This window comes from Streptomyces sp. NPDC048600, assembly GCF_055587025.1.
The window spans coordinates 1-23358 of sequence record NZ_JBVJGZ010000020.1; the positions used below are offsets into that span (position 1 = coordinate 1).

Annotated in this window: 18 protein-coding genes; 13 read left to right on the top strand and 5 right to left on the bottom strand. The window is 71.4% G+C overall.

The features are described 5' to 3' along the window. Nucleotides 1-124 precede the first annotated feature (124 nt). A complete protein-coding gene (locus tag ACZ6SQ_RS25105; RefSeq protein ID WP_469565821.1) occupies nt 125-658 on the bottom strand; it encodes a TerD family protein in 534 nt (177 codons plus the stop codon). A gap of 148 nt (nt 659-806) precedes the next feature. On the opposite strand from ACZ6SQ_RS25105, the gene ACZ6SQ_RS25110 reads away from it, so the two are divergent. The 3 genes from ACZ6SQ_RS25110 to ACZ6SQ_RS25120 all read left to right on the top strand — a co-directional run bounded on the left by ACZ6SQ_RS25110 (nt 807) and on the right by ACZ6SQ_RS25120 (nt 3178). Then, on the top strand, nt 807-1412 hold the full coding sequence (locus tag ACZ6SQ_RS25110) for a YdbC family protein (RefSeq protein ID WP_469565823.1): 606 nt from the start codon (nt 807-809) through the stop codon (nt 1410-1412). Between the two features lie 188 nt (nt 1413-1600). Next, a complete protein-coding gene (locus ACZ6SQ_RS25115) occupies nt 1601-2260 on the top strand; it encodes a histidine phosphatase family protein (RefSeq protein WP_389326917.1) in 660 nt (219 codons plus the stop codon). 12 nt (nt 2261-2272) lie between these two features. After that, nucleotides 2273-3178: an ADP-ribosylglycohydrolase family protein gene (locus tag ACZ6SQ_RS25120; RefSeq protein ID WP_469565826.1), complete on the top strand. Its 906-nt coding sequence runs from the start codon at nt 2273-2275 to the stop codon at nt 3176-3178. Between the two features lie 463 nt (nt 3179-3641). On the opposite strand, the gene ACZ6SQ_RS25125 is transcribed toward ACZ6SQ_RS25120, so the two are convergent. Further along, on the bottom strand, nt 3642-5192 hold the full coding sequence (locus ACZ6SQ_RS25125; RefSeq protein WP_469565828.1) for an MFS transporter: 1551 nt from the start codon (nt 5190-5192) through the stop codon (nt 3642-3644). A 193-nt stretch (nt 5193-5385) separates the two neighbouring features. On the opposite strand from ACZ6SQ_RS25125, the gene ACZ6SQ_RS25130 reads away from it, so the two are divergent. The 3 genes from ACZ6SQ_RS25130 (at nt 5386) to ACZ6SQ_RS25140 (ending at nt 7502) form a co-directional block, all read left to right on the top strand. Then, a complete protein-coding gene (locus ACZ6SQ_RS25130) occupies nt 5386-6009 on the top strand; it encodes a TetR/AcrR family transcriptional regulator (RefSeq protein WP_469565830.1) in 624 nt (207 codons plus the stop codon). An 81-nt stretch (nt 6010-6090) separates the two neighbouring features. Further along, complete coding sequence (locus ACZ6SQ_RS25135) at nt 6091-6792, top strand: ribonuclease HII (protein WP_469565832.1); 702 nt, start codon at nt 6091-6093, stop codon at nt 6790-6792. 68 nt (nt 6793-6860) lie between these two features. Next, a complete protein-coding gene (locus ACZ6SQ_RS25140) occupies nt 6861-7502 on the top strand; it encodes a hypothetical protein (protein ID WP_469565834.1) in 642 nt (213 codons plus the stop codon). Nucleotides 7503-7994: 492 nt separating this feature from the next. Here the strand turns inward: ACZ6SQ_RS25140 and ACZ6SQ_RS25145 are convergent, their stop codons facing one another. Together ACZ6SQ_RS25145 and ACZ6SQ_RS25150 are read right to left on the bottom strand one after the other, a co-directional pair. Beyond that, nucleotides 7995-8621 (bottom strand): hypothetical protein, encoded by a 627-nt coding sequence (locus ACZ6SQ_RS25145; RefSeq protein WP_469565836.1) that lies wholly within the window; start codon nt 8619-8621, stop codon nt 7995-7997. A gap of 286 nt (nt 8622-8907) precedes the next feature. Then, complete coding sequence (locus ACZ6SQ_RS25150; protein WP_469565838.1) at nt 8908-11073, bottom strand: RecQ family ATP-dependent DNA helicase; 2166 nt, start codon at nt 11071-11073, stop codon at nt 8908-8910. A gap of 323 nt (nt 11074-11396) precedes the next feature. On the opposite strand from ACZ6SQ_RS25150, the gene ACZ6SQ_RS25155 reads away from it, so the two are divergent. The 7 genes from ACZ6SQ_RS25155 (at nt 11397) to ACZ6SQ_RS25185 (ending at nt 22655) form a co-directional block, all read left to right on the top strand. After that, complete coding sequence (locus ACZ6SQ_RS25155; protein ID WP_469565839.1) at nt 11397-13127, top strand: DUF4192 domain-containing protein; 1731 nt, start codon at nt 11397-11399, stop codon at nt 13125-13127. 509 nt (nt 13128-13636) lie between these two features. Next, entirely contained in the window at nt 13637-15562 is a 1926-nt protein-coding gene (locus ACZ6SQ_RS25160) for a glycogen debranching N-terminal domain-containing protein (protein ID WP_469565841.1), read from the top strand. Nucleotides 15563-15827: 265 nt separating this feature from the next. Beyond that, nucleotides 15828-16586 carry an NUDIX hydrolase gene (locus ACZ6SQ_RS25165; RefSeq protein ID WP_469565843.1) on the top strand — a complete coding sequence of 253 codons (759 nt, stop codon included), beginning with the start codon at nt 15828-15830 and terminating at the stop codon, nt 16584-16586. A gap of 145 nt (nt 16587-16731) precedes the next feature. Further along, nucleotides 16732-18627 carry an ATP-binding cassette domain-containing protein gene (locus tag ACZ6SQ_RS25170; protein ID WP_469565845.1) on the top strand — a complete coding sequence of 632 codons (1896 nt, stop codon included), beginning with the start codon at nt 16732-16734 and terminating at the stop codon, nt 18625-18627. A 162-nt stretch (nt 18628-18789) separates the two neighbouring features. Then, on the top strand, nt 18790-19677 hold the full coding sequence (locus ACZ6SQ_RS25175; RefSeq protein ID WP_469565846.1) for a FadR/GntR family transcriptional regulator: 888 nt from the start codon (nt 18790-18792) through the stop codon (nt 19675-19677). A gap of 434 nt (nt 19678-20111) precedes the next feature. Then, the gene (locus tag ACZ6SQ_RS25180) at nt 20112-21656 is read left to right on the top strand and encodes an RNA polymerase sigma factor (protein ID WP_389326879.1); all 1545 of its coding nucleotides are present in this window, start codon (nt 20112-20114) and stop codon (nt 21654-21656) included. Between the two features lie 138 nt (nt 21657-21794). Then, nucleotides 21795-22655, top strand: coding sequence for a S1 family peptidase (locus ACZ6SQ_RS25185; RefSeq protein ID WP_469565848.1), 861 nt, complete (start codon nt 21795-21797; stop codon nt 22653-22655). A 206-nt stretch (nt 22656-22861) separates the two neighbouring features. Here ACZ6SQ_RS25185 and ACZ6SQ_RS25190 read toward each other — a convergent pair whose 3' ends face one another. Then, the gene (locus ACZ6SQ_RS25190) at nt 22862-23092 is read right to left on the bottom strand and encodes a DUF7455 domain-containing protein (RefSeq protein WP_469565850.1); all 231 of its coding nucleotides are present in this window, start codon (nt 23090-23092) and stop codon (nt 22862-22864) included. Between the last annotated feature and the right edge of the window lie 266 nt (nt 23093-23358).

Below are 23358 nucleotides of genomic sequence, written 5' to 3' on the forward strand. Positions count from 1 at the left end.
CCCCCCCCCCCCCCCCCCCCCCCCCCCCCCCCCCCCCCCCCCCCCCCCCCCCCCCCCCCCCCCCCCCCCCCCCCCCCCCCCCCCCCCCCCCCCGAGCCCACTCGCCCTGGGCCGCTCCGAGCCGTCAGGGACGCTTTATGGCGCCCATGGAGGGGATGAACGCCGCCGGATCGTCCTCGAAGGCGTGCAGGCCCGGCTGGAAGTCCCAGTTGCCGGCCTCGTCACGGATGAACTCGGCGACGGTCACGGCGGTCGCGCCGAGGACCGTCCCGAAGTCGTCCACGGCGAGGTCGGTGTACCCCTCACGGATCCTCAGGCCCGGGTTGGCCACCGTGACGAAGGTCCGCCCGGCGGGCCGCTGCTGGAGGATGACGCCGACGACCACGCGCGCGTAGCGCGCATTGAGACGGTCCAGCTCGAAGATCATGACCTCGTCCCAGCCGAGGCCCTTGCCGTCCTTGCTGTCCCGGTTCAGATGGATCGTGCCGTCTGGGGAGCGGCTGTCGAAGTGGACCACGTAGGCGGGATCGCCGTACGGCGCGTCGCGCAGATAGGTGGCGGACACCAGGTCCAGGTCCGTGGGCGGCTGTCCCGCTGGGCTCGGATCCCACTTCAGAGCCACCTCGACCTTGTGGATGCCCTTGATGAGGTCGCTCACCGAACTCCCCTTCCCCGTTTCGTCTGCGGACCCAACTTCCGTGCGGCGGAAGCCGGTTGCCATCCTGTCACGTCCACGCGTACCGCCGCCGGGGAGCTGTGTGGACGAGCGCGACCCTCGCCACGCTCCGTGGCCTTACCATGGCGCGGTGCTGGTCAAGTGGATTCGCTGCACCGTGGTGGACCGCCGCGGTTTCGAGCGCGGGCAGCGGAAATGGGCGGGGCTTCCCGGCGAACCGGGTTTTCGCGGGCAGGGCGGCGGCTGGAGCCGGGGACGGCCGTCGGTGGCCCATGTCTTCGCCTTCTGGGAGAGCCGCGCCTTCTACGACTCCTTCATGGCGCGCTCGCACGACCGGCTCGCCGCGTCCCAGGCCGGCACCTTCAAGGATGCCCAGGTCAGGCTGTTCGAGTACCGCTTCGACGTGAAGACCGGTTTCGAGCCGCGCTTCACCGACGCGGACCTGATAAGGGTCGCCCTGTGCCGTGTCCATGAGCAGCGCGTGGACAACTTCACGCTGATGCAGGAGAAGGTCTGGAATCCGGCGATGGCCGGTTCGCCCGGCATGATCCGCGGGCTGTTCGCCGAGGCGCCGGGACACGAGTTCATGGTTCTGTCGATGTGGCGGTCGGCCGCCGAGCACGGAAAATACCGGACCGAGCGGGTGGAACGGCTCGCGCTGCGCGCCCAGACCGAGGCCGACGTGGCCGCCCTCACGGGGGACATCGTGGAACTGGAGCCCTCCTGGACGGTGTGACGGTTCCTCGGTCGCCGCGCGACGCGACGGCTTCCCGCCGGCCACGTCTCCACGGCCGCCACGGTCGTCACGCGCCCACGAGTGCCGTGTGCGCACGGTGTGTCCACGGGTGTGCGGATGGTGTGACCTACGCCGTATGGAGCCCGTACCGGTGCTCTGTACGGCCTCGCTCGATCTAGGGTTTTGGCATGGCACGACCACGGCGCATCATCCTTGTCCGGCACGGCGAGTCAACCGGCAACGTTGATGACACCGTCTACGAGCGCGAGCCCGACCACGCGCTCGCCCTCACCGAACGCGGCTGGCGGCAGGCCGAGGAGAGGGGCAAGCACCTGCGCGAACTGTTCGGCCGCGAACACGTGAGCGTGTACGTCTCCCCCTACCGCCGCACGCTCGAGACCCTCCGCGCCTTCCACCTGGACCCCGAACGCATACGCGTGCGCGAGGAACCACGGCTGCGCGAGCAGGACTGGGGGAACTGGCAGGACCGCGACGACGTACGGCTCCAGAAGGCGTACAGGGACGCCTACGGTCACTTCTTCTACCGCTTCGCCCAGGGCGAGAGCGGCGCCGACGTCTACGACCGGGTGGGCGGCTTCCTGGAGAGCCTGTACCGCAGCTTCGAGGCCCCCGACCATCCGCCCAACGTGCTGCTGGTGACCCATGGCCTGGCCATGCGGCTGTTCTGCATGCGCTGGTTCCACTGGTCGGTCGCGGATTTCGAGTCGTTGTCCAATCCCGGGAACGGAGAGATGCGGATGCTCGTTCTCGGAGACGACGACAAGTACACGCTCGACCGGCCATTCGAACGTTGGCGGGATCCTGAGCCGTACGGGATCACCGGATAGGGTGGCAGGGCGATGACCGCTGATTCCTCTTCCGCAGGGCGCTTCGAGCGCGCCCTGTCCAGCCTGCGCGGACTGGCGGTGGGTGACGCGCTGGGCTCGCAGTTCTTCGTGCCGGCGAACTACCCGCTGCTCAAGCGCCGTGAGCTCCCGGACGGCCCGTGGCAGTGGACGGACGACACGGAGATGGCCTGCTCCGTGGTGGCCGTGCTCGCCACCCACCACCGCATCGACCAGGACGCCCTGGCCCTGTCCTTCGCCGAGCACCACGACTTCGACCGGGGTTACGGCCCCGCCGTCAACCGCCTCCTGCGACTCGTCCGGGAGGGCGGCGACTGGCGCGAACTGGCAGCCGCCCTCTTCAACGGCCAGGGGTCCTGGGGCAACGGCGCCGCGATGCGCATCGCGCCCCTTGGCGCCTGGTACGCGGACGATCCCGAGCAGGCCACCCACCAGGCGGAGATCTCCGCCTACCCCACGCACCAGCACCGTGAGGCCGTGGTCGGTGCCATGGCCGTGGCCGCCGCGGCGGCGCTGGTCGGTGCGCCCAGCGGGCCGCCGAGCCCCGAGTCGCTCCTCGACGACGTGATCGCCCTCGTGCCAAGGAGCGCGGTGGGCGCCGGTCTGCGCCGCGCCCGGGACATGCTGGACTACGCCGACGCGGCCACGGTCGCAGCGGTGCTGGGATGCGGACGGCGTACGTCGGCCCACGACACCGTGCCCTTCGCCCTCTGGTCCGCCGCCCGCAGTCTCGGGGACTACGAGCAGGCGTTCTGGACCACGGCCCAGGTCGGCGGCGACGTGGACACCACCTGCGCGATCGTCGGTGGAGTGCTCGCCGCGGGGAAGGCCGGGGCGCCGCCCGCCGCCTGGGTGGACCGGACCGAGGCGGTACCGGACTGGGTGCCGACCGACGCCTAGCCGGGCCGGGCGGGTGGGCGGTCCTGGCCTTCCGCCTGCCGAGCCTTGTCGTGTCCCCGGGTGGGCACTGTCCGAGCCTTGGCGTGCCTCCGGGCGAGCAGGGTCCGACCCTTCGCGTGTCCGCGGGAGAACACTGTCCGCGCCCTGCGCACTGAAAACTCTCCGTGTCCGCCGGGAACTCTCCGTGATTGCCGGGCGTTGTCGGGGTGAGCGCTGCACGAGAGGGGTGCATGCGGATTCCGGACGACGGTGGCGGCGGGGGTGATCGGGCATGGAGTCGCTGTGGATGCTGACCGTGATCGTGTGCTGCGCGGTGGCCGCGGCGATTCGCCGGAGCGGGCGAACGGCCGTGCCGTCCGCGGTCGTGCGGACGGTGCCGTGGACGATTCGGCCCGGCAGCCCTGGGCGTCTCCCTGCGACGCCCGTCGGCCGACTGCCGGGGCCGGACCGGTGTGTTCCTCCGTCAGCCGCCCATCGGCCCGGCGTTGCCCGCCAGCGCGTCCAGGTCGCTCTTGCGGAACCGCACCACCGACACGGCGGTGACCAGGGCGAGTACGGCCATCGCGGCGGCCGGGACGAAGGAGGCCGCGATGCCGTGCGAGAGCACCTCGTACCCCCAGGGCGCGGGCAGTTGGTGTGTCTGAGCGAACTGCGCCTTCTGCTCGGCCGTGCCGTCGGCCATGAAGTCCGGCAGCTGCTTCTTCGCCTCATCAGCGCTGGCGGTGCCGAAGACGGTGGTCAGGATGGACAGGCCGAGCGAACCGCCGACCTGCTGCGTGGCGTTGAGCAGCCCGGACGCGGCACCGGCCTCGTGCTGGGCGACTCCGGAGACCGAGGTCACCGTCACCGTCACGAAGATGAGCCCCATACCGAAGCCGAACACCAGCATCGGCCCGAGCACCCCGCCCGCGTACGAGCTGTCCGGGGTGACGAGGCTCTGCCAGGCGAGACCGGCCGTCACCAGGGCGGAACCCGTGATCATGAACAGCTTGGGGCCGAGGGTGGGCAGGAACCGCTGCGACAGCCCCGCGCCGACCGCGATCGCGACCGTGACGGGAAGGAAGGCCAGGCCCGCCTTGATCGGGCTGTAGCCGAGCACGTTCTGCACGAACAGCACGATGTAGAAGAACATGCCGAACATCGCCGCGGCCAGGCACAGCATGATCACGTACGTGCCGGAGCGATTGCGGTCGGCGAACATCTTCAGCGGGGTGATCGGCTCCCTGGCCCTCGTCTCGATGAAGACGAACGCGAGCAGCAGTACCAGGGCGGCACCGAAGGAGCCGAGCGCCAGTCCGTCGCGCCAGCCGTCCTCGGCCGCGCGGATGAAGCCGTAGACCAGCGAAGCCATACCCAGGGTCGAGGTCAGCGCGCCGGCGATGTCGAAGCGGCCGGGATGCCGTTCGGACTCGCTGATGTAGATCGGTGTGAGGACGGCGATCAGTACGCCGATGGGCACGTTGACGAAGAGGACCCAGCGCCAGTCGAGCCACTCGGTGAGCATGCCGCCGGCGAGGAGACCGACGGCGCCACCGCCCGCGGAGACCGCGGCGAAGACGCCGAAGGCCCGGTTGCGTTCCGGGCCTTCGGGAAACGTGGTCGTGACCAACGCCAGCGCAGTGGGCGAGGCGATCGCTCCACCCACACCCTGGAGGGCGCGTGCCGCGAGCAGCTGCCAGGGCTCCTGGGCGAGTCCTCCCAGCAGCGAGGCGAAGGTGAAGAGCAGGATGCCGGCCATGAAGACCCGGCGGCGGCCGAGGATGTCACCGGCGCGTGCGCCCAGGAGCAGCAGCCCGCCGAACGTGAGTGTGTAGGCGCTGACCACCCATGTGAGATCGGTCGTGCTGAAGTTGAGAGCGCCTTGAATGTGCGGGAGTGCGATGTTCACAATCGTCGCGTCGAGGACCACCATGAGCTGGCAGGCCGCGATGACGGTGAGCGCGATGCCGGGATGCCCCGCCCGGCGCGCCTCACCTCGTTTCTGGTGCTGAGTCAATTGAGAGGTCGTCACCATGGGTCCCCCACAAATGCCTTAGTGAACGATGGCGTTCACTGTTGTGTCCACGGTAGTGAGGCCCTTGTAGAGAACGCAAGCGTTCACTGGCGCCGCCTCGGCGCGTCGATTCCCCCGTCCCCGCAAGGTGACGCGTCCCCGTTGTCCCGGACCGTTTCCGGGATTCCCCGCTTCTGTTCGCTGGAGAGACTCGATGGTTACCTCGCCCTGGACGGCCGCCCCCGCTCGGCCGGCCTCGGTCCGTCGGCGCGGCGCGGTACTCGAACGCGCGATCCTCGACGCCGCCCTGGAGCAGCTCGGCACGGTCGGCTGGAAGGGCCTGACCATGGAGGGGGTCGCGGCCGGCGCCCAGACCGGGAAGGCCGCCGTCTACCGTCGCTGGCCCTCCAAGGAAGACCTCGTCGTCGACGCTCTGCAGGCGGGACTGCCCCAGCTGGAAGGGGCGCCGGACCTGGGCGGCGTCCGTGAGGATCTGCTGGCCCTGTGCCGCCAGGCGCGGGACGCGATGTACTCCCGCCCCGGTCACGCCTTGCGTGCGGTCATTCACGAATGTGATCCCACTCAGGCCGAGCGCTTCCAGGGTGTGATCTTCGATTCGGTCGTGGAGCCGACGATCAAGCTGCTCCGAGAGGTCGTCACCCGTGGGATAGAGCGAGGCGAGGTGCGGGGCGACGCGGCCAACGGCTATGTCTTCGACGTCATTCCGGCGATGATGATGTACCGCTCGAAGATGTGCGCGAGTGAATGGAACGACGTGGATCTCGAGGAGCTCATCGACCTGCTGATGATGCCGCTGCTGCGGCCGGTCACCCTCTGACGGACGCCCCCGGCCGCTGGAAGCTCCACGGGGAAACCGGGGTGTCGCGGGGGCTTCCGGGCGTCGTAGGCTAAGGGCGTCATGGCGTACGAACCACCTACTCACACCGTCGAGCGCTCCCTTCGAGCCACGACCGGAGCGAAGATCGTCGCTGGTGTCGACGAGGTGGGGCGCGGCGCTTGGGCCGGTCCCGTCACCGTCTGCGCGGCGGTCACCGGTCTTCGCCGGCCCCCCGAAGGTCTCACCGACTCCAAACTCCTCACCGTCAAGCGGCGGACCGAGCTCGCCGGGGAACTCCAGAAATGGGTGACCTCCTACGCGCTGGGCCACGCCTCTCACGAGGAGATCGACCGGATGGGCATGACGGCCGCCCTGCGGCTGGCCGCGGGGCGCGCTCTGGACGCCCTGCCGGTGCGCCCCGACGCGGTCATCCTCGACGGCAAGCACGACTACCTGGGCGCCCCGTGGCAGGTCCGCACGGTGATCAAGGGTGACCGCTCCTGCGTCGCCGTCGCCGCGGCCTCGGTGATCGCCAAGGTCCAGCGCGACAAAATGATGGCCGAACTGGGTATCGAACATGCACACTTCGGTTTTGCGGACAACGCCGGGTATCCGTCGCCCGTGCACAAGGCCGCGCTGGAGGAATGGGGACCCACTCCCTTCCACCGGCTGTCGTGGGCGTATCTTGATGCGCTGCCCCAGTGGCGGCACCTCAAGAAGGCCCGCAGCTGGGCGGACGGAAGCGCTCCGGAAATCGAGGGTCAGCTCGGCTTCGATTTCTGACGGTTCCGCTCGCACGTATGTGCCACCCGCTGACGCGAGCCGCACCAACGTTTGATAGACATCAGCTCATGCCTCTCATCCCCGAGGAGCCTCAGATTCACGAGAGTGCCCAGGGTCCCCGCGCCACGCCGTCCAGCGGCCGTACCGCGCCGACCCCCCGCCCCGTACCCGGCCCCCGCCCCGTGGCGCCGCCGCGCCCCGGTCGCCCGGGACCGCTTCGGCCCACGCCGCCGGCCCAGCGCACCCCGCGCGACGTGGCCACCGTCGAGCCCGGCCCTTCGGGCCCGGCAACCCCCACCGCTTCCGGCAAGGCTTCCGCCGCGCCGCAGATCCAGCTGATCCCGGCCTCCGCCGAAGGCGCGCTCGACGCCGCCGACGAAGCCGTGGACATGCTTCTGGACTCGGGCCGAGCCCCGGGTGACGTTCTGGTGATCACCACCGGAGAACAGCACCCGTGGGCCGCGCACGAGCTCTCCTTCGGAGAGACCGCCTACTGGGCTCTGCACGACTCCGGTGACGACGTCTTCTACGCCGACGCCTCGCATGTCGGCCGTGCGGCGACCAGGCCCGTGGTCGTGGTCGCGGTCAACGGCGGGTCCGACGCCGCGGCCGCCCAGACGCTGCCGCTGGCCCTCACCCGGGCCGGTGCTCTGCTGGTCGTCTGTGGAGACCCGCAGCAGATCAACTCGGTTCTGGGCGCGGGCGTCTGACCCCGTCCTGAGACGTTCGGGACGAGACGGGGCGACGAGGCCGCCGCCTCGGCCGTCACCTCACAAGGGCCGAGGCGCGGACGACCGGAAGCGCGCTGATGCGTGCCTCCGCTTGGTCTGCGCCCGCGTGCGCCGCGGCTCGCGGTGCGGCGCGGAGCCTTAGGAGCGGTGCGACTGCGGGCAGGCCGGGTTCACCGGCCCGCCCGGTGCCGACCTGGCCGGTTCGAGCCCTGGGGCGAGGCACCGCCGCCTTCTCCCAGGCGGCAACTGCCCGATCTCTCTGCCGAAGCCCCCAATGCGAGCCGCAGCGCACTGCGGAGATCTGTGAGCACGCTGACGGGGCCACCAGGTGTGCCGCCGCCACCCGTGCGGTTCCTCACCCGAACCGACTGGCCGCCATCGGTGAACACGACGTCGGAGCAGCGGGCCGCCGCCCGCCCGCTCCCGTCGGAACCGGCGCGCCGCCGCGCGTGAGAGCGTCGGCGGATTCGTTCAGCGGGCCGCCACGCGCCGCAGGCCGTCGGATCCCGCGCCGCCGGTACGCGGCAGCGCCGGAGGGACCTGGATGGCGTCGAAGGGTTCGGGAGCCGAGTCCACGCTGGGGCGGCGACCGGCTCGGCCCTCGCCGAGCACCTGCCAGCCGTCGTGCGTGAGCGTGATGTACGCCCCGCACCGCAGCCCGTGCAGTGTGCAGGCGTCGCGCAGCCCCCACATCCAGGCGCCGTCCTCCTCGGTCCAGCGGGCGTCGCCGTCCCGGCAGTAGAGCAGGATCGCGGTGCGCGCGGGTGTACGGCGCCGAAGGTCGTGCGGGATGACCCGGCGGAGCTGGGCCAGCAGGGAGTTGCGGAACATCCAGCCGTCGGCGGGCGCCGACCGGCGGGTGAACGAGGCGCTCGCCCGCAGCCGTTCGTCCTGGTCCAGCACGGCCACGATCGCCGTCGAGAGCCCGGGGCGGTGCCGTGCGTGCAGTCCGCTGACGACCTCGCGGGGATTGCGCAGCAGAGGGATACCGGCCGCGGCCCATTCCGCAGGCTCCAGCACACGGGCGGCGGAAGCGGTGGACAGGTCGGCGGACGTCGACGTCGATGCCGTGGGAGACGGAGCGAATCCGAAGGTCACGATCCTCCCTTCGGCTACGCGCCCACACTGCGGGCGGGGTGGAATTCAGGGGAGCGCGCACCGCAGTGAAGCCCTTCCGGGCCACGGACCGGGCCGTGCGGGGAGCGGACTCCAATTCTTCCTGTCGAACTGGGATGCGGCAACGAGCAATTGGGGCCACCGCCCCTTATCAAGCGATGCGTGGCTTATATCACTACCCCGTGAGGCCCCAGATGATGCCCGGAAGACCGTGACGCACCGGGAACCTCACGGGGAACTGTAGATGCCGGACGGTGGACCGGCCGGTTCAGCCCTGGACGGCAAGCACCAGGGGCAGCACCCCGGCCGCACCCGACTGGCGGAGCATGCGTGCCGCCACCGCGAGAGTCCAGCCCGTCTCGGTGAAGTCGTCCACCAGGAGGACCGGTCCCCGCGTTTGATCGAGCGTCGCCTTCAGAGCGGGAGGTACGACCAGCGCCCCGTCGAGGGCCTTGAGGCGTTGCGCGCTGTTGCTGCGGGAGATGTGCGACCCGTCGTGCGCGTACTCCACGGCGCCCAGCAGAGGCAGCCGGCCGACCTCGGCGATCCGTGTCCCCAAGGAGCCGATCAACTGGGGGCGGGTGCGGGAGGCGATGGTGACGACACCCACGGGGCGGGGTGGCGCGTCCGCGTCGCCGGATGCCCAGCCACCCGGGCCCCTGGCCCAGTCCGTGAGGACACCCACGACCGCGCGTGCCACGTCGTCCGGAACGGGACCGTCCCCAGCCTGCGGCGCGAGCATCGGACGCAGCCGGTTCCCCCATCCGATGTCCGACATCCGCCCCAGGGCGCGCCCCGGCGCGGCCTGCTCGTCGGCAGGAATGCGTCCCTTGAGATTCACGCCGATCGAGGGAAGCCCCGTCGGCCACATGCGCCTCGGCTCGACATCGACTCCGGCCCGCCCGAGGTCGACCCGTGCGGCGTCCACAGAGGCGTCGGTGGTGTCCGCGGTGAAGCGGGCCCCCGCGCAGTTGTCGCAGCGACCGCAGGGGCGGGCCGCCTCGTCGTCCAGCTGGCGCTGGAGGAACTCCATCCGGCAGCCCGTCGTCGAGGCGTACTCCCGCATGGCCTGCTGCTCGGTGGCACGCTGGCGCGCGACCCACTCGTAGCGCTCGCCCTCGTACGTCCACGGCTGCCCCGTCGCGATCCATCCGCCCTTGACCCGCCGGACCGCCCCGTCCACGTCGAGGACCTTGAGCATGGTCTCCAGCCGGGATCGCCGCAGTTCCACCAGTGGTTCGAGGGCAGGCAGCGAGAGCGGGCGGTCCGTACTAGACAGGACGTCGAGGGTACGGCGGACCAGGTCCTCCGAAGGGAAGGCCAGGGAGGCGAAGTACTGCCAGATCGCCTCGTCCTCCTTGCCGGGCAGCAGCAGGACTTCGGCGTGCTCGACGCCGCGTCCGGCGCGGCCGACCTGCTGGTAGTAGGCGATGGGGGAGGACGGGGAGCCGAGGTGCACGACGAAGCCGAGATCGGGCTTGTCGAAGCCCATGCCCAGCGCGGAGGTGGCGATGAGCGCCTTGACCTTGTTGTTCAGCAGGTCGTCCTCGGCCTGCTGACGGTCGGCGTTCTCCGTCTTGCCGGTGTACGAGGCCACGGTGTGACCGCGTTGCCGCAGGAAGGCCGTGACCTCCTCGGCGGCGGCGACGGTGAGGGTGTAGACGATGCCCGAACCCGGAAGGTCGTCCAGATGATCGGCGAGCCAGGCCATGCGGTGCGCGGCGTCGGGAAGCGCCAGCACGTTGAGGCTCAGGCTCTCCCGGTCCAGCGGGCCCCGGAGCACCAGTGCGTCGGACGACCCGCCCGTGCCCAGTTGCTCCGCGACGTCCGCCGTCACACGCGCGTTGGCGGTGGCGGTGGTCGCGAGCACGGGCACGCCCGGTGGCAGGTCGCCGAGCATGGTCCGCAGCCTGCGGTAGTCGGGACGGAAGTCGTGCCCCCAGTCGGAGATGCAGTGGGCCTCGTCGACGACGAGCAGGCCGGTGGCCGCCGCGAGCCGGGGCAGCACCTGGTCGCGGAAGTCGGGGTTGTTGAGCCGCTCGGGGCTGACGAGCAGGACGTCGACCTCGCCGGCCGCGATCTCGTCCTGGATCGCGTCCCAGTCCTCGGTGTTCGAGGAGTTGATCGTCCGGGCATGGATGCCGGCCCGTGCGGCGGCCTCGACCTGGTTGCGCATGAGCGCGAGCAGCGGGGAGACGATCACGGTGGGTCCGCTGCCCCGCGACCGCAGCAGCGACGTGGCGACGAAGTACACCGCGGACTTGCCCCAGCCCGTGCGCTGCACGACCAGGGCTCTGCGCTTGTCGGCGACCAGTGCCTCGATGGCCCGCCACTGGTCCTCGCGCAGCCGTGCCGTGCCGGTGGCATCTCCGACGAGGCGGGCGAGGACCGAGTCGGCCTCCGTCCGCAGATCCGCGTTGCTCACGTGCTCCATGGGTCCATACAACAGGACGCCACTGACATCACGCGGTCGCGCCGCTGACTCTCGCGAGGTTGCGCCGCTGACCTCCGCGAAGTCGTGCGGCCGACTCCCGCAAGGTACTGCGGCTTACCCGGCGAGGTCGCGGGGCCGACCCCGCGAGGTCGTTCGACCGCTCCCGCGAGGCCGTACAGCGCCCGACGAAGCGTGGGAGCACGCTGCCACCGAACTGCGCGGCCGACGTGAGCCCGCTGGCATCCGCCGGTCTGTGGCATGTCCCCGACCGGAGTTATCCACAGGGTCAAGCGGAAATCGGCGATCCACGAGATCGTCTGCGCATGACGAATCACAGCGAAACGACCGGATCGTTCGGAAACGACGACATCACCGGCGAGGGCGGACACATCAGGCCGAACGGCTGGGACGGACACATCACGCCGAGCGGCGACGGTGTACGCGGTGGGTCCACGCCGCCCGCGGATCACGCACACCCCCTCACCACGGGCGCGCTCGGCCCGCACCAGGTCACCCTGCGCACCCCGGCCGAGCTGGCCGACGCGCTGCCCTACCTCCTCGGTTACCGGCCCGAGGACAGCATCGTGATGGTCGCCCTGCACGACGCGGACGGTCGCGGCAGGTTCGGCGGCCGGGCCCGGCTCGGTATCCCCGCGAACAAGGAGGACTGGCCCGGCGCGGCCAAGCAGCTCGCGCACGGCCTCATCACGGGCAGCGTGCGGCGCGGCTCCCCACCCGAGCAGATGGTCGTCTACCTCTGCCAGGAGCCCGAGGAGGGGGAGACGGGCCGACAGGTCATGAACCGGCTGAGGCCCCTCGCCCACGACCTGCGCGTCGAGTGCGGAAACCACGAGGTGCCGGTGATCGAGGCACTGTGCGTCTCCGACGGCCGCTGCTGGTCGTACTGCTGCGACCGGGACGACTGCTGCCCGTCCGAGGGCCGCCCGATGGGCCTGCCCGGTACGTCGGTCCTGGCCGCGGCCGCCACCTACGCCGGCCTTCAGGTCCGCGGGACCCTGCGAGAACTGCGCGCCCGGCTCCAGCCCTGGGAGACCTCCGCCGCGCTGCAGCAGGAAATCGCCCTGGACGCCGCGGGAATGGCCCTCGTCCCCAGGATCCTCGACGAGGAGAGCCGCGCAGCCGTCGCCCAGGAGACCCTCGATCTGGCCCGTCGCGTGATGAGCCGCCTCGCGCACGCTCCGTCGGTACAGGGCGCCTTCGCCGCGGACCTGCGCGACGACGAACTGCTCGGCCACGACGAGGCGGCCGCCCTGATCCTCGGCCTCCAGGACCGTGGAACCCGCGACCGTGCCGCCGAGTGGATGGAAGGTGACGAGGTCGGCCCCGCCCTGCGTCTGTGGCGGGCCCTGGCCCGGCGCTGCGTGGGTCCCTATGCCGAGCATGCCGCCGCCCCGCTGACCCTGGCGGGCTGGGTCGCCTGGTCCAGCGGTGACGAACTCGAGTCCCGCGAAGCCCTGGCCATGGCCCTGGGAGCCGACCCCGACTACCTCTTCGCCCGCCTCCTGCACCAGGCCTGCAACGAGGGCCTCGACCCGGAGTCCCTGCGCCGCTGCCTGCGCGTGGAGCGCGGCGAACGCGAGGGCGGGGGAGCGGAAAGCACACGCCAGGGAGCGGAACTGGAAAGCGCCGGGTGCGGCCCGGTCGACGCGACACGTGACGCCGACGCGCTGGTCCCCACCGAGGGCGCCCCCGGCGACGGCAGCTGTTGCGAGCCGTCGTCGGCCCGGCCCCTGAGCCCGGCCGCGCGACGCTTCCGCGCCGACCGCGCCCGAACCGTCACCGCCGATGTGAGGTCCGACGGCACCCACCAGACCTCTTCGCCCGGTGCCCGACGCACAGGACGTGGAACGGCACGGCCGGACATCTCCCGTCCTCCGCGGCAGGGCTCCCGTGCCTCGCGAGACGGCTCCCCTGCACGGCGCGACGCCTCCCGTCCCCCGCGTACGTCGGCGAAGGACGGAGGCCGGCACAAGGGTTACGACCCCTCCACGGCCGCGTGGCCCGAGCACGACCGCGCGCGGGACGACTCGTGAGCCGCCACGCGGTCGGGGCCGTCGGCCGGTGCCGGGCGGTGGCCGGGTGGGTCGTGCGGGCGGTCGTGGCAGTCCAGAACCGTCGACGCCGCCATTCGGCTCGGTCCCGGGGGCCAAGGCGTGACCCAAGGAACCCCGGCCCCGTTCACCTGGGTGACGGATGTCCCTCGCGGCCCAGCCGTACCGCCACTTCACACATGCCCCGTCGTATCCGTCGACCGCCACCGCACCCGCCCGAGGCGAACCCACCGCAGAAAAGCCGCCGTATGCACCAGCCGCCCCCATCCCCTGCCGACGACGCCCGCCCAACCCCCAGCGTTCCTGGCCCTTCGAGGAGGGCGGGAACCACACTGCCGTCGCCGCTGACGGAGGCCACGAACCGACGGCCATCCGGACCGCGCGCCGACACGGATCGACCGGTCGGAGGTGCGAGCCGGCAGCCGCAACACCCCCCAGGCGCCCTTCCTCCACCACGCAACCCCGCCGAACTGCCGCCCGCCCACGCGGTCATGATCTGCGTCGCCCTCCCGAGCCTCGCCATCTCCACCGATCAGGGGCAGTTGACGGGCCGGGGCCTGGAGGGGGTCTACCACGCGGGCCGACGAGTACTGTCCCGCTCCCTGGTCCGGGTCGCGGGGCGTGAACCGCTGGCGATTCGGGCGTGGATGACCGGGGCCGACCGGGCCCGGTTCGTAGGCACGGTGCGGACGTCGCCGCAAGCGGGTCCGGACCCGGACGTCGTGGTCGAACGTGTCCGTCACGCCGACGGCGCGGAGCGCATCACCCTGCACAGCTCGGCTCCCCGCCCCCTGCGACTGCCCGTCGAGATCGCGCTCGGCGCGGACCTCGCCCCTCTCGGGGCGATCGCCGCGGGCGGAGCGGGACCCGAACTGCCTGCAAGTGTCCATGCATTGGGCCTGCGATGGTCAGGCCCCGACGGTGGTTCCTCGGTCACGGCAGAACCGCCGCCCGCCGACGCCCTGGCCTCCGCCGGACTGCTCCGTTGGGAGTTGGAGATCCCGCCGGGCGGCAGTACCACCGTGGAGCTGCGGGTCCGCCCGGACGCGGCGGGCTCCGGTGCCGCCCGGCCGGTCGGGCGGACGGCCGCCAACCCGATCTCCGTGGCAGAGGCGAGCGGCGACGACGCCGGAGTCACGGCGCTGCTGAGAACCGGTGTCGAAGATCTCCAGGCCCTGCTGATCAGAGACCCCGCCCAGCCCACCGACATCTGTCTGGCGGCCGGCGCACCCTGGCGCTGCGGCCTGGCCCCGGCCGAGGCGCTGGCGGCCGCCCGGATGGCACTTCCGCTCGGCACCCGTCTGGCGGCCGGAACCCTGCGCACCCTCGCCAGGACCCAACTCGGAGGCTCCGGGCCGCAGTCGGGCATGATTCCCGGACCGCGCAGGGATGCGGGCGCGCATCTGCCCCCGGCCTGTACCGGCACCGAGGCCACACTGCTGTTCCCCGCCCTGCTGGCCGAGGCCCGCCTCTGGGGCATGCCGGACCAGGAGACGGAGGCACTGCTGCCCGTGGCCGAGCGCTGCCTGGACTGGCTGCTCAGAGCCGTCGGTGACGGCGTCTACCTGGCGGACCCGCAGCCCGCGGGCCCCGCACGCGCAGAGACCCAGGCGCACGCCCACCGGGCGGCCTGTCTCGGAGCCGACCTTCTCGACGCCTGCGGCAGACCGGGTGGCGCCGGACTGTGGGAGTGGGCCCGGACGCTGCGGGTGGCGTTCCGGGACGAGTTCTGGATCGAGGACCGAAGCGGAGGCCGCCCGGCCGCTGCCCGCACCCCCGGTGGACGTCTGCTCCCGCACCTGGGCGCCGGCGCCGCGCACCTCCTCGACACAGGCCTCCTCGGCGGTGGACGGTACGCCGACGGGCTGCTCGGCACAGCGCAGATCGAACAGCTGGCGCGGCTGATGGGCAGCCCGGTGTGGGATTCGGGCTGGGGCCTGCGGAGCCTGGGCACGAAGGAAGCCGGATACAACCCCTTCGGCCACCGCACGGGAGCGGTGCGCTTTCACGAGACGGCGGTAGCAGTGGCCGGGCTCGCAGTCGCGGGCCATGAGAGGGAGGCGGCCGCCCTGCTGCGGGGGCTGCTGGCCGCGGCCGACGCCTTCGGCCACCGGTTGCCGGAGATGTGCGCGGGGGAGCAGCGCACCGACGCGAGTGTCCCCCTTGCCCACCCGGCGGCCTGCCGCCCCGCGGCCACAGCGGCAGCGGCGGGGGTGCTGCTGCTGACCGCACTCGTCGGCATGCGCCCGGACGCCCCGGCCAGGACGATCACACTGCGCCCCCTGCGCGGCGCACCCCTGGGCGAGATCGCCCTGACCGGCCTGCGGGTCGCGGCCGCCCCCTTCTCCGTGCGGGTGAGCAGGCTCGGCCTCGCGATGGTCGAGGAGGCGGCGGACGGACTGCAACTGGGGTCGTGACCGCCGCGCCACCCGAGCCGGACACGCCCGCCACCACGCCTGAACCCAAGCACGACCGAAGCCCGAGCCATTCCCGAAAGGGCGTCTGACCTCGTACAACTGGCCCCCGAGCCCGCCTACGGCCACCAGAACGATCACATGTGACTCCGCCCGCCCCACCGCCCGGACCGCCCCGGCACCCGCATACCGGTCAACGAGACGATCAGCCGCCGATGCGGCCGAGGAAGGGAGTGTTTATCGTCAGGAAGACGACTATGATCACGGCATGCCCTACGACCCGTCAGCCTTCCCGCCCTTCGCCGTCACCGTGGATCTGGTCGTGCTGACCGTGCGACGCCATGCTCTGTGCGCGCTGGCGGTGCGCAGGGGAGAGCAGCCGTTCCAGGGGCGCTGGGCGCTGCCGGGAGGGTTCGTACGGGAGGACGAGGATCTGTCGCAGGCCGCGGCGCGCGAGCTGGTGGAGGAGACGGGGCTGCATGCCCACGACCCGTCCGTGCCGGTCCAGGACAACGGTGCTCACCTGGAACAGCTCGCCACCTACGGCGACCCCAAGCGTGATCCGCGGATGCGGGTGGTCAGTGTCGCGCACCTCGCGCTCGCCCCGGACCTGCCCGCGCCCCGTGCCGGAGGGGACGCGAGCAACGCCCGCTGGGCCCCGGTCGAGGAGCTGCTGAAGCAGGGCGGCTACGGCCGTGACGGGGAGCCGATGGCGCCGCTCGCGTTCGACCATGCCCAGATCCTGGCCGATGGCGTCGAGCGGGCGCGTTCGAAGATCGAGTACTCGTCGCTGGCGACGGCGTTCTGCACGCCGGAGTTCACCGTCGGTGAGCTGCGCCGCGTCTACGAGGCGGTGTGGGGCGTCGCGCTCGACCCGCGCAACTTCCACCGGAAGGTGACGGGTACGCCGGGTTTCCTGGTGCCCACCGGCGGTACGACCACGCGCCAGGGCGGCCGGCCCGCCCAGCTTTTCCGGGCCGGCGGCGCCACGCTGCTCAACCCGCCCATGCTGCGCCCCGAGGTGTGAGGCGGGCGTCGGCACAGCGTCGGCCGACCTCAGGACCGGGAGCGGTCGGGGCGACGGGCTCAAGTGCCGCACTGGGGCGTCCCGCCTTTTCCAACGGGCCGTTCGGTGCCGGGAAAAAGGGACATAGCGCGCTATCTTGCTGCGGGTGATCCAGGCCTTCGGATTGACCAGCAACTCTCGTAAGGGACTTCCGGCCGCCGTCGACGACGTCTCGTTCGACGCCCGCGCGGGACATCTCACCGCGCTGCTCGGGGCCCCTGGTTCGGGCAGGACGACCGTGCTGAGGCTGATGCTCGAACTCCAACAGGGCCGCGGGATCACCTACTTCAGAGGCAGACCCCTCCATCGCATCGCGCACCCCTCGCGCGAGGTCGGCGTGCTGCTGGGAGATGTGCCCGGCCATCCCGCGCGTAGCGTCCGGGGGCACCTGCGCATGCTGTGCGCCGCGGCGGGCGTACCGGTGCGGCGAGCGGACGAGGTGCTCGAAGTCGTGGGCCTCGTCAGCCTGCGCGACGAACGGCTCGGCACCCTCTCCCGTGCCATGGACCGCAGGCTTGGCCTCGGCTGCGCGCTGCTGTCCGACCCACACACGTTGGTGCTCGACGACCCGGCCGACGGGCTCTCCGCACGGGAAAGCCGTTGGCTGTACGGCGTTCTGCGGGCGCACGCGGATCAGGGCGGCACGGTGCTGTTCACCCTCGACGACCCCAAGGAGGCGGCCCGCACGGCAGACCGGATCGTCTCGCTCGAAGAGGGCAGAGTCGTCGCCGACCAGGACGCCGGGGACTTCGCCCGCACACGACTGCGGCCCCGCGTCGCCGTCCGCAGCCCCCACGCCGCCCGCCTGGCGACCCTGCTGGCCAAGGAGGCCCGCACCAAGAGGCGCTCCGTGGAGGTCGTACGCGAGGACGGAAACCGCCTCTACGTCTACGGCAGCACGTGTGCCGACGTCGGCGAGACGGCGTTCCGGCACGGCGTCCTCGTCCATCAACTCGCAGATGAGATTGGGGACATGGGAGCGAGTGCTGCCCGGCGTGCCGAGGAGGGCGAGCCGGTCGCGGTCGCCGAGCCGGTCGCTGACAGTCCGGCTTCCGTACGGCCCGACCCGGACGTCACCGCGGACACCGAGCCCGCGACCGAAGCGCAGGCGAATGCGCCCGAGGGCAAGGCCGGGACGGACGTCCGAGAGCCACAGGCCGGCCTCCCCGAAGACGCCAAGCCCGCACCGAACGCGCTGTCCTCTCTGCCGCCCCCCATCTCGGTCCGATCCGCTCCCAGCCCTCTACGCCCGCTCCGCTACGAGCTGCGCAGGGCGGCCGGGATCGGGACGGGATTTCTCACCGGGGCCGCCGTGCTGGTCGTCTCCGCGCTCACGGCGGTGATCCTGGCGCGGATCGGCCACACCCCACAGGCGAGGCTGCTCGCCGCCTGGCCGAGGGAACTGCCGCTGCCACCCGCGGCACTCGGCGCGGGCCTGCTGGGCGCGCTCGCCTTCGGGGACGAGTTCCGCCACCCCGCCCTGGCCGCCGACCGGGGCACGGTGCCCCGCCGGCTGGGGCTGCTCGTCGCCAAGCTCCTCGTCGCCGCGGCCACCGCCCTGGCCCTGGCCGTCCTCACCGTGGGATGCGACGCCGAGGCGCTGTACCTCGTATACGGACGGGAGCTCTCCCGAGTTCCCGCGGACTGGCTCTCTCTCGGGGCGAGTTGGATCGGACTCGTGGTCGGCTGTGCCTGGGCGGGCGTACTGGCGGCCGGGATCTTCCGGTCCTCGACGGCGGGGCTCGCGGCCGTCGTCGCGGTGCCGGTGGTGGTCGTACCACTCGTACAGAAGGCCTGGGAGGGACCGTCCGTGCGAAACGCGGCCGGATTCCCGGTGCGGTTGCGTGAGGTGCTGCTGTCGCAGTGGCCCTTCGGCGGAGAGCGCTATCTGGGCGGTGTGGTGCGGGTGCTGGCCCAACCCGTGGGTGGTGCGCTGGCGTTGTCGCTCACCGCGCTGTTCTGCGCATATCTGCTCATGACCCTGCGCGGGAGGGTTCGATGACCGGTGTCCGGGCGGTTCCGGACCCGGGCTGCGCACAACTCCCCCGAGAAAGCCCATTTCTTTCCGATAAGGCGTCAATTGCGACGGGGTGAGCGATCACCCTTTCGTGTGCTTTTCACCAAAGCCCTCAAGGGAGTTGGAGGCAACGCCGACAAAGGATGCGTGAGTACCCTTGCGCACACCATGATGACCCCCGCCCGCACCGCCGACGCCGGTCTCGCCGGTCCGGGCGAACTCGACCGCTACCCCTACGCGGAGGCCCCCGCCGCCGACCGCGTCGGGCCCCCTGCCTGGGAGAGCGCGGACCCCGAGCTGGGCCGCGTGGGCCGGCGCGCCGCGGGCAGCCGCGGACGCGGACTCCACGGCCAACTCGTTCAGCAACTCGGCCAGATGATCGTCTCCGGCGACCTGGGAGCCGACCGTCCGCTGGTGCCCGAGGAGATCGGCCAGCGCTTCGAGGTGTCCCGCACCGTCGTCCGTGAGTCGCTTCGTGTCCTGGAGGCCAAGGGCCTGGTCAGCGCCCGCCCGAACGTGGGCACGCGGGTGCGCCCCGTCAGCGACTGGAACCTGCTCGACCCGGACATCATCGAATGGCGCGCCTTCGGGCCGCAGCGCGACGACCAGCGGCGTGAGCTCACCGAGCTGCGCTGGACGATCGAGCCGCTCGCCGCGCGCCTCGCGGCTGGACACGGCCGGGAGGAGGTCCAGCAGCGGCTGGCCGACATGGTCGAGATCATGGGCCACGCCATGGCTCAGGGTGACGCGCTGACCTTCTCGCGTGCCGACGCCGAGTTCCACTCGCTGCTCATCCAGGTCGGCGGCAACCGCATGCTCGAGCACCTCTCCGGGATCGTCTCCGCCGCCCTCCAGGTCTCCGGCGGCCCGGTCACGGGCTGTGACCGCCCGAACGAGGCCTCGCTGGCGCACCACGGCCGGATCGTCGACGCTCTCGCCACGGGGGACGGCGCGGGGGCGGAGGCTGCCATGCGCCAGCTGCTCATCGTCCACCCCGAGGTGGAGCGCGTCGTGCCCGCCCCGCGCGAGCACTGATCGCGCGCCACGGGCGGCCCGCCGGGGGATGCCTCTCCCCTCCTGTGGCATCGTCGGCCGGCGGACCGCTCCCCGTCGGACCCCGCAGGACCTTCTTCCTGCGGGGTCCTGCGGGGTACCGCGGCGCCGAGGTGCGGCCCGCTCGTCCCGGCGAGCCCGCGTCTGCACCCGCCCGGCGTTCTTTGTCCGGGCTTGACTGCTTTTGATCGCTTACGGGGTGTGACTCGGGCCACGCGGATTGGGCGTAACGCTCGCGGGAGCAGCGCGATGACCTAAGAGGTGACAGCCGCGGAGGGAATACGGACGCCTTAGAAGGCGCTGTGCATCTTCCCGGCCCCCGCCCGCACCGTCGGCCCATCCCCAAGCCGGTGGTCGGCTCCTGTCCGTCGTGGACGGGGCCGGAAGCCGTTTTCCAACGTTCCGAGAGGTTGTTCGTGTCGGCCAGCACATCCCGTACGCTCCCGCCGGAGATCGCCGAGTCCGTTTCTGTCATGGCGCTCATCGAGCGGGGAAAGGCTGAGGGGCAGATCGCCGGCGATGACGTGCGTCGGGCCTTCGAAGCTGACCAGATTCCGGCCACTCAGTGGAAGAACGTACTGCGCAGCCTCAACCAGATCCTCGAGGAAGAGGGTGTGACGCTGATGGTCAGTGCCGCAGAGCCCAAGCGCACCCGCAAGAGCGTCGCAGCGAAGAGCCCGGCCAAGCGCACCGCCACGAAGACGGTCGCGGCGAAGACGGTGACCACGCGGAAGGCCACCGCCACCACGGCCGCCGCACCGGCCGCGCCCGCCGCCGACTCCGACGTCGACCCCACCGAGGAAGCCGCTCCCGCCAAGAAGGCGGCCGCGAAGAAGACGACCGCCAAGAAGGCGGCCGCGAAGAAGACCGTCGCCAAGAAGACCGTGGCCAAGAAGACCGCGGGCAAGAAGGACGACGCCGAGCTGGTCGAGGAAGAGGTCCTCGAGGACGCCAAGCCCGGCGACGAGCCGGAGGGCACCGAGAGCGCCGGATTCGTGCTGTCCGACGAGGACGAGGACGACGCGCCCGCGCAGCAGGTCGCCGCCGCGGGTGCCACCGCCGACCCGGTCAAGGACTACCTCAAGCAGATCGGCAAGGTCCCCCTGCTCAACGCGGAGCAGGAGGTCGAGCTCGCCAAGCGCATCGAGGCGGGCCTGTTCGCCGAGGACAAGCTGTCCAACGCCGACAAGCTGGCCCCCAAGCTCAAGCGCGAGCTGGAGATCATCGCCGAGGACGGCCGCCGCGCCAAGAACCACCTCCTGGAGGCCAACCTCCGACTGGTGGTCTCCCTGGCCAAGCGCTACACCGGCCGCGGCATGCTCTTCCTGGACCTGATCCAGGAGGGCAACCTCGGTCTGATCCGCGCGGTCGAGAAGTTCGACTACACCAAGGGCTACAAGTTCTCCACGTATGCCACCTGGTGGATCCGTCAGGCGATCACCCGCGCGATGGCCGACCAGGCCCGCACCATCCGTATCCCCGTGCACATGGTCGAGGTCATCAACAAGCTCGCGCGTGTGCAGCGCCAGATGCTCCAGGATCTGGGCCGCGAGCCCACCCCGGAGGAGCTGGCCAAGGAACTCGACATGACCCCCGAGAAGGTCATCGAGGTCCAGAAGTACGGCCGCGAGCCCATCTCGCTGCACACCCCGCTCGGCGAGGACGGCGACAGCGAGTTCGGTGACCTCATCGAGGACTCCGAGGCCGTCGTCCCGGCCGACGCGGTCAGCTTCACGCTCCTCCAGGAGCAGCTGCACTCGGTCCTCGACACCCTGTCCGAGCGCGAGGCGGGCGTCGTGTCCATGCGTTTCGGTCTCACCGACGGTCAGCCGAAGACCCTCGACGAGATCGGCAAGGTCTACGGCGTCACGCGTGAGCGCATCCGCCAGATCGAGTCCAAGACCATGTCGAAGCTGCGCCACCCGTCCCGTTCGCAGGTGCTGCGCGACTACCTCGACTGAGTCTCCGTACGGCCATGAGGGCCCGGCTTCCCGACAGGGAGCCGGGCCCTCGTCGTATGGGCGGGGTGCGCGGGTGCGAGGGGGCTGCCCCTGGAACACTCTGAGTGTCTGATCGACACCTCAGAGTGAGGAGCGCGCATGTGTCGTCCCTTTGTCCGGACCCTGGCAAGGCCGCTTGTCCTGGCGGCCGCGGCCACCGCCATACCGCTGATGTCCACCGCGCCGGCGGCCGCCGACAGTGTGGTGGGCGGATTCCCCGTCGACATCTCCGACAGTCCCTGGACGGTAGCCCTGTCCAGTCGTGACCGGTTCGGGGGTACGCGCTCGGGACAGTTCTGCGGAGGAGTGGCGGTCGGGCGGTCCACGGTGCTCACCGCCGCCCACTGTCTGAGCGAGGAGGTCCTCGGTGGCCCGCCGGGCAGGGCGAACGACCTCAAGGTGATCACCGGCCGCACCGATCTGCGGTCGAGACAGGGGCGGGAGATCCAGGTGCGCGAGGTATGGGTGAACCCGGACTACGACAGCGTCAGCAACGCCGGGGACTTCGCCGTGCTCTCCCTCGCCGAGCCCGTGGCGCAGGACGCGGTCGTCCCGATGGCCGCCGCGGGCGATGCCGCGTACCAGCCGGGCACGCCGGCCACGGTCTACGGCTGGGGCGATGTCACGGGGGCCGGGGACTACGCCTACGGCCTGCGCGGGGCGCGGGTGCACGTGCTGCCGGACGAGATGTGCGCCGAGGCCTATCCGGGCAGTGCCGAAGGGACCTTCAGCGCGGACAGCATGGTGTGTGCCGGTGAGGAGTCCGGGGGCCCGGACGCCTGCCAGGGGGACAGCGGGGGTCCGCTGGTCGCCGAGGGGCGGTTGATCGGGCTGGTGTCCTGGGGCAGCGGCTGTGGCCGGGCCGGTGATCCGGGGGTCTATACGCGGGTGTCCGATGCCCTGCGGGTGCTGGGCTGGAGCGGTGACCTGCGTGCCGCTGGGGGCCGCAGGGGCGCCTGAGGGGCCGTGTCGCGGCCATGGCCGGCCTGAGCTGCTGCGGGCGACTCAGGAGCCTGCCGTAGGGCCTGTGGGCCCGTCGCGCGGCAGTAGGGACCGTCTGTCCGCCGGTCTTCCGTCCACGAGTGCGGGCGATGGCCCCTGAGGCCCAGGGGCCACCGCCCGTCCACCGGCCGACGCCGGTGCTCGCTCGTCGTGGACGCGGAAGGTCAGCGCTCTTCTTCGGAGGCGGCTCCGGGAACGGTGGTGAGCCGCTCGGTCTCGTCCTGTATCTCAGCGGCGATCTTCTTGAGTTCCGGCTCGAACTTGCGACCGTGGTGGGCGCAGAAGAGCAGTTCTCCGCCGCTCAGCAGCACGACGCGCAGGTAAGCCTGGGCGCCGCAGCGGTCGCAGCGATCAGCGGCCGTCAGTGGGCTCGCGGGGGTCAGAACAGTAGTCACGTCGCCTCTTCTCTAGCTCGACGAGCTGTCGTACCAGGGTCAACATCCAACCAGCCCGAATTCGTTCCCGCTCGGGGCTTCCTCTCGAAAAAATCTTTCCGAGTGGTTGTCTGCTGCCGGTTGGCGGCGAATGTGCCGTATCGCGTGTCTATGAGTCGTACGGGTTCGCGCTGTGTCGGTCTCGGTCCTCCCGGCTGGGTTGCCGGTTGTTCATGAGGACGTGCCCGGAGCCTAAATGGTTCATGCGCCGAAGGGAACGTGATTCC

Bases quoted from the DNA above. Each gene is read 5' to 3' on its own strand.
- ACZ6SQ_RS25130 (WP_469565830.1), top strand. From the start codon at position 5,386: ATGGTTACCTCGCCCTGGACGGCCGCCCCCGCTCGGCCGGCCTCGGTC.
- ACZ6SQ_RS25185 (WP_469565848.1), top strand. From the start codon at position 21,795: ATGTGTCGTCCCTTTGTCCGGACCCTGGCAAGGCCGCTTGTCCTGGCG.
- ACZ6SQ_RS25115 (WP_389326917.1), top strand. From the start codon at position 1,601: ATGGCACGACCACGGCGCATCATCCTTGTCCGGCACGGCGAGTCAACC.
- ACZ6SQ_RS25140 (WP_469565834.1), top strand. From the start codon at position 6,861: ATGCCTCTCATCCCCGAGGAGCCTCAGATTCACGAGAGTGCCCAGGGT.
- ACZ6SQ_RS25150 (WP_469565838.1), bottom strand. From the start codon at position 11,073: ATGGAGCACGTGAGCAACGCGGATCTGCGGACGGAGGCCGACTCGGTC.
- ACZ6SQ_RS25160 (WP_469565841.1), top strand. From the start codon at position 13,637: ATGATCTGCGTCGCCCTCCCGAGCCTCGCCATCTCCACCGATCAGGGG.
- ACZ6SQ_RS25120 (WP_469565826.1), top strand. From the start codon at position 2,273: ATGACCGCTGATTCCTCTTCCGCAGGGCGCTTCGAGCGCGCCCTGTCC.
- ACZ6SQ_RS25135 (WP_469565832.1), top strand. From the start codon at position 6,091: ATGGCGTACGAACCACCTACTCACACCGTCGAGCGCTCCCTTCGAGCC.
- ACZ6SQ_RS25125 (WP_469565828.1), bottom strand. From the start codon at position 5,192: ATGGTGACGACCTCTCAATTGACTCAGCACCAGAAACGAGGTGAGGCG.
- ACZ6SQ_RS25165 (WP_469565843.1), top strand. From the start codon at position 15,828: ATGCCCTACGACCCGTCAGCCTTCCCGCCCTTCGCCGTCACCGTGGAT.
- ACZ6SQ_RS25155 (WP_469565839.1), top strand. From the start codon at position 11,397: ATGACGAATCACAGCGAAACGACCGGATCGTTCGGAAACGACGACATC.